We start from the raw sequence: 5,103 nt of genomic DNA on the forward strand, positions 1-5,103 counted from the left end.
GCGGCCCCGCGGGCCCGGTCGGTGTGGCCGAACGCGGCGACCCGGACCGGCACCGGCGCGAACCCGGGACGGCCGTGCCGGGCGGTCTCGGCGTCGAACGCGGCACGGGAGATCGCCAGCAGCTCGGCGCTCTGCCCGGAGACCAGCACCAGCTCCGGGTCGAGCGCGCCGGTCAGGCCGACGATCAGCAGCGCGAGGCCGCGGGCGGCGGCGTCGAGCACCGACCGGGCACGGGCGTCCCCGGCGCCGGCGAGCTCGAACAGCTCGTCGCGGGTGACCGGACGGCCCAGGTGTGCCGCCGCCGCGGCGCTCAGCCCGCCGCTGCCCAGCAGGGCCTGAGCGCAGCCGGCGTGCCCGAGCCCGCACGGCCCGCCGGGCGCGGCGGGGACCAGCGGCTGGTGCCCGACCGCGCCACCCAGGCCGCGCGCCCCGCAGATCTGGCGGTCGTGCACGACGAGTCCGCAGCCGACGTCGGCGCCGATCGTGACCAGCGCGAACGAGTGCAGGCCCCGCCCCTGCCCGAACCAGTGCTCGGCCGCGGTCAGGGCGCGTACGTCGTTGTCCACCGACACCGGGACGCCGGTCGCGGTGGTGAGCAGCGCGGCCAGCGGGACGGCGGCCTCCCAGCCGTGCAACGGCGCGACGACGACGTCGCGGTGCTCGGTGACCAGCCCGCCGATGCCGACCCCGGCCCCGGCGAGCGGGCCGTGCACCCGGGCCAGCGCGTGCACGAGGTCGGCGACGGCGCGCACCACCTCGTCCGGGGACCGGCCGGGCAGCGCGACGGTGCGGCGGTCCAGGACCTCGGCGCGCAGGTCGGTGACCACGGCGAACAGCTCGTCGGCGGTGATCGTCACGCCGGCGAACCGGGCCCGGGTGGGGCGCACGTCCAGGGGCACCGACGGCCGTCCGGTGCTGCGCCGGCGCTGCGGGCCGCCCTCGACGAGCAGGCCGTCGTCGAGCAGCGGTCGGGTCAGGCGGGTCAACGAGCCGGGGGACAGCCCGAGCCTGCGGGAGAGCTCCGCGCGCGGCAGCGGGCCGTGGCGCAGCACCTCGACGGCGACGGCGAGCAGGCTGCCGTCGAGGCGGCCCCAACCGTTGCGGGTGGTTTCTTCCGACACGGAAGTCACCGCCGTCACGCTACCGGAGCAGCGGGTCCGGCCCGGCGCAGCGCGCGGGAACCCGCGTGCCCGGCGCGCGCCGGGGTAGGCATGATCGACGCCATGGACGACCCGCTGGTGAACCCGGTCCCGGCAGCCCTCACCGGGCCGTTGCGCACCTTCGGCGACCGCCGTGGACGGGCGGTGCGCTTCGACCCGGACGTGTCCCCGTTCGCGGGCCTGCCGGCGGACCCGGACGCCCGCGACTGGGCCGACCTCGCGGCGCTGGCCGGGCCCGGGGAGACACTCGTGCTGGCCGGCCCCGGCGCCGCTGCGCCTGCGGGCTGGGAGACCGTCCGGGCGCTGGACGGCGTCCAGATGGACGGTGCGGGCGTCGAGGCCGCGCCGGACCCCGAGGCCATCGAGCTCGAGGTCGGCGACCGGGACGCGATGCGCGACCTGGTGGAGCGCACCCGGCCCGGACCGTGGGGCCCGCGCACCGCCGAGCTGGGCACCTACCTGGGCATCCGGCGCGGCGGGGAGCTGGTCGCGATGGCGGGCGAGCGGCTGCGGGTCCCCGGCCGGACCGAGATCAGCGCGGTCTGCACGGACCCGTCCGCGCGCGGGCAGGGGCTCGCCGAACGGCTGGTGCGGGCCGTCGCGGCGGGGATCGTGGCGCGCGGGGACCGGCCGATCCTGCACGGCGCCGCGTCCAACGAGACGGCCCTGCGGCTCTACCGGCGGATGGGGTTCGTGCTGAGCCGCCCGATGCGGTTCGACCTGCTGCGCACGCCGGAGCGATGAGCGCTCAGGCATCCGGGTCGGACAGCGCCGCATCCACCGAGGCGGGGGCGAGCACCTCGTCGAGCACCAGGATCGCGCAGCCGGTGACGCCGCTGCGCCCGTGCGTGAGGCCCGGCTCGATCCGCAGGTCCTGGGTCGCGGCGGCCATCGACTGCCGGTAGATCGCCTCCCGGACCCCGGCGACCAGCGGGTCGTAGGCGCCGACGAGGTCGCCGCCGATCGTCACCATGGCCGGGTTGATCAGGTTCACGGCCGCGGCCAGCACCTCGCCGAGGCGCCGACCGGCCGTGCGCACCAGCCGGACCGCCTCCGGGTCACCCTGTTTGACCAGCATGATCACGTCGGCGATGGCGTGCACCTCGCGTCCGGCCGCGGTCAGGTCGCGAATCAGCGCGGCACCGCCGGCCAGCACCTCCAGGCAGTCGACGTTGCCACACCCGCAGCCGACGCCCGGCCCGTCGTGCACGGGGGTGTGCCCGATCTCGCCCGCCGCACCCCACGCCCCGCGCTGCAGCACGCCGCCGGCCACCACGCCGGCGCCGACCCCGGTGGAGACCTTGACCATCAGCAGGTCGTCGACGCCCGGGTGCGCGGCGTGCTCGGCCAGCGCCATCACGTTCACGTCGTTGTCCACCCGCACCGGCACCGGGAAGCGCTCGGTCAGCAGCGGCGGTAGCGCCACGCCCTCCCAGCCGGGCAGCGACGGGACACCGATGCTGGCGCCCGCGTCGCGGTCGACGGTGCCCGGGATGGAGAGCCCGATCCCGCGGATCCCGGACTCGGTGGCGCCCGTGGTGGCCAGCAGCCCCTCCAGCATCGGGATCACGGCGTCGAGCAGCTTGTCCGGCCCGATCGACGCCGGCTGGTCCAGGGCGTCCTCGGCGATCACCCGGCCGGTGAGGTCGCAGATCGCGGCCTTGGTCCGGCTGACCCCGACCGAGACCGCGAGCACGGTGCCACCCGTGGCGTGGAAGACCAGGCGCGCCGCCGGACGTCCGCCGGTCGCCGCCGCGCCGACGACCTCGGTGACCAGGCCCTCGGCGAGGAGCCGGTCGACCCGCGCCGCGACCGCGGTCCGGGACAGGCCGGTGGCCCGGCCGATCTCGGTCCGGGTTCCGGCCTCGCCGTCGCGGACCAGCCGGAAGATCTCGCCGGCGGTGGCGGGCGCGGTGGTCGGGGTGCGTCCTCGCATTCGACCAGTAGAACATGTGTCTTTGACCTGCGCTAACGCCGATGTGGGAACAGTAACGTCTTGTGAGTGCGGAAGTGGCGCTCTAGAGTGCTCATTGCACGGTTCGACACCACCGCCTCGTCAGGAGACCGACGCACCGTGACCGCTACCCCGCCCGCCACCGGCACCGACCGCCCGGACGAGGTGCCGATGCACCCGATCGTCGCCGCCGTCACCGACCGGATCCGCGCCCGCTCCGCCGCCCGCCGCGCCGCCTACCTCGGGCGCATCCGCGCCGCAGGCTCCACACCGGACGCCGCCCCGGGGCGCAGCGAGCCCAGCCGTAGTGGACTGGGCTGCGCCAACCTCGCGCACGGCGTCGCCGCCTGCGGCCCGGACAAGCTGACGCTCACCGCGACGCCGGCCCGCAACGTCGCGATCGTGTCCGCCTACAACGACATGCTCTCGGCGCACCAGCCGTTCGAGACGTTCCCGGCGCGGATCAAGCAGGCCGCGCGGGCGGCCGGTGGGGTGGCCCAGGTCGCCGGCGGCGTGCCCGCCATGTGCGACGGGATCACCCAGGGCCGCGAGGGCATGGAGCTGTCCCTGTTCAGCCGGGACGTGATCGCCATGTCGACGGCGGTCGCGCTCTCGCACGACATGTTCGACGGCGCCGTCCTGCTCGGCGTCTGCGACAAGATCGTCCCCGGGCTGGTGATGGGCGCGCTGTCGTTCGGGCACCTGCCGGTCGTGCTGGCCCCGGCAGGCCCGATGACCTCGGGCCTGCCGAACAAGGAGAAGGCCCGCATCCGCCAGCTGCACGCCGAGGGCAAGGCCAGCCGTGAGGAGCTGCTCGAAGCCGAGTCGAAGAGCTACCACGGTCCCGGGACCTGCACGTTCTTCGGGACCGCGAACTCCAACCAGCTGCTGATGGAGGTCATGGGCCTGCACCTGCCGGGCGCGAGCTTCGTCAACCCGGGCACCCCGCTGCGCGACGCCCTGACCGACGAGGCCGCCCGCCGGGCGCTGGACCCGTCGACGGCGCCGATGGGCGAGGTCGTCGACGAGAACGCCGTCGTCAACGGGGTGGTGGCGCTGCTGGCCACCGGCGGCTCGACGAACCACACGATGCACCTGGTCGCGATGGCTGCGGCCGCGGGCGTCGAGCTGACCTGGGACGACTTCTCCGACCTGTCCGCGGTCGTGCCGCAGCTGACCCGGATCTACCCGAACGGCACCGCCGACATCAACCACTTCCAGGCCGCGGGCGGGATGTCGCTGCTGATCCGCGAGCTGCTCGGGGCCGGGATGCTGCACGACGACGTCGACACCGTCGTCGGGCACGGCCTGCACCGCTACACCGCCGAACCGTTCCTGGGCGGCAGCGGGGACGGGGGAGCGGACCTCGTCTGGCGCGACGGCCCCACCGAGAGCCTGGACAAGACCGTGCTGCGCGGCGTCGCGGACCCGTTCGCCCCGGACGGTGGACTGCGGGTGCTCGGCGGCAACCTCGGGCGCGCGGTGGTCAAGACGTCCGCGGTGGATGCCGAGCACCGGGTCGTCACGGCCCCGGCACGGGTGTTCGACGACCAGGCACAGCTGCTCGACGCGTTCGGCCGCGACGAGCTCGACGCCGACATGGTCGCCGTCGTGCGTCACCAGGGCCCCCGCGCGAACGGCATGCCGGAGCTGCACAAGCTCACCCCAGCGCTCGGGGTGCTGCAGGACCGCGGGTACCGGGTCGCCGTCGTCACCGACGGCCGGATGTCCGGCGCGTCGGGCAAGGTCCCGGCCGCGCTGCACGTCACCCCGGAGGCCGCGCAGGGCGGGCCCCTGGGCAAGGTCCGCGACGGCGACGTGATCCGCCTCGACACCCTGGCCGGGACCCTGGAGCTGCTGGTCGACGCACACGAGATGGCCGCCCGCGACGGGTCCGTCCCGCCGGTGGACTCTACGTTCGGGACCGGCCGGGAGCTGTTCGCGGCGTTCCGCGACGCCGTCGGACCGGCCGAGCGGGGCGCGAGCGTC

At 75.7% G+C, this 5,103-nt stretch carries 4 protein-coding genes; 2 read left to right on the plus strand and 2 right to left on the minus strand.

The genetic code is table 11. The features are described from left to right. Window positions 1-1,130, minus strand: a 1,130-nt coding sequence (locus I4I78_RS30355) for an ROK family transcriptional regulator (protein WP_218614946.1), incomplete at its 3' end; no start/stop codon positions are given. Window positions 1,131-1,223: 93 nt separating this feature from the next. Here I4I78_RS30355 and I4I78_RS30360 point away from each other — a divergent pair. Then, complete coding sequence (locus I4I78_RS30360) at window positions 1,224-1,904, plus strand: GNAT family N-acetyltransferase (RefSeq protein WP_218614947.1); 681 nt, start codon at window positions 1,224-1,226, stop codon at window positions 1,902-1,904. A 4-nt stretch (window positions 1,905-1,908) separates the two neighbouring features. Here the strand turns inward: I4I78_RS30360 and I4I78_RS30365 are convergent, their stop codons facing one another. Next, on the minus strand, window positions 1,909-3,096 hold the full coding sequence (locus I4I78_RS30365; protein ID WP_218614948.1) for an ROK family transcriptional regulator: 1,188 nt from the start codon (window positions 3,094-3,096) through the stop codon (window positions 1,909-1,911). Window positions 3,097-3,285: 189 nt separating this feature from the next. Here I4I78_RS30365 and edd point away from each other — a divergent pair. After that, the coding region (edd, locus tag I4I78_RS30370; protein ID WP_218614949.1) for a phosphogluconate dehydratase at window positions 3,286-5,103 on the plus strand (1,818 nt) is incomplete at its 3' end.

The sequence above is a fragment of the Pseudonocardia sp. KRD291 genome (genome assembly GCF_019263595.1).
GTDB lineage: Bacteria > Actinomycetota > Actinomycetes > Mycobacteriales > Pseudonocardiaceae > Pseudonocardia.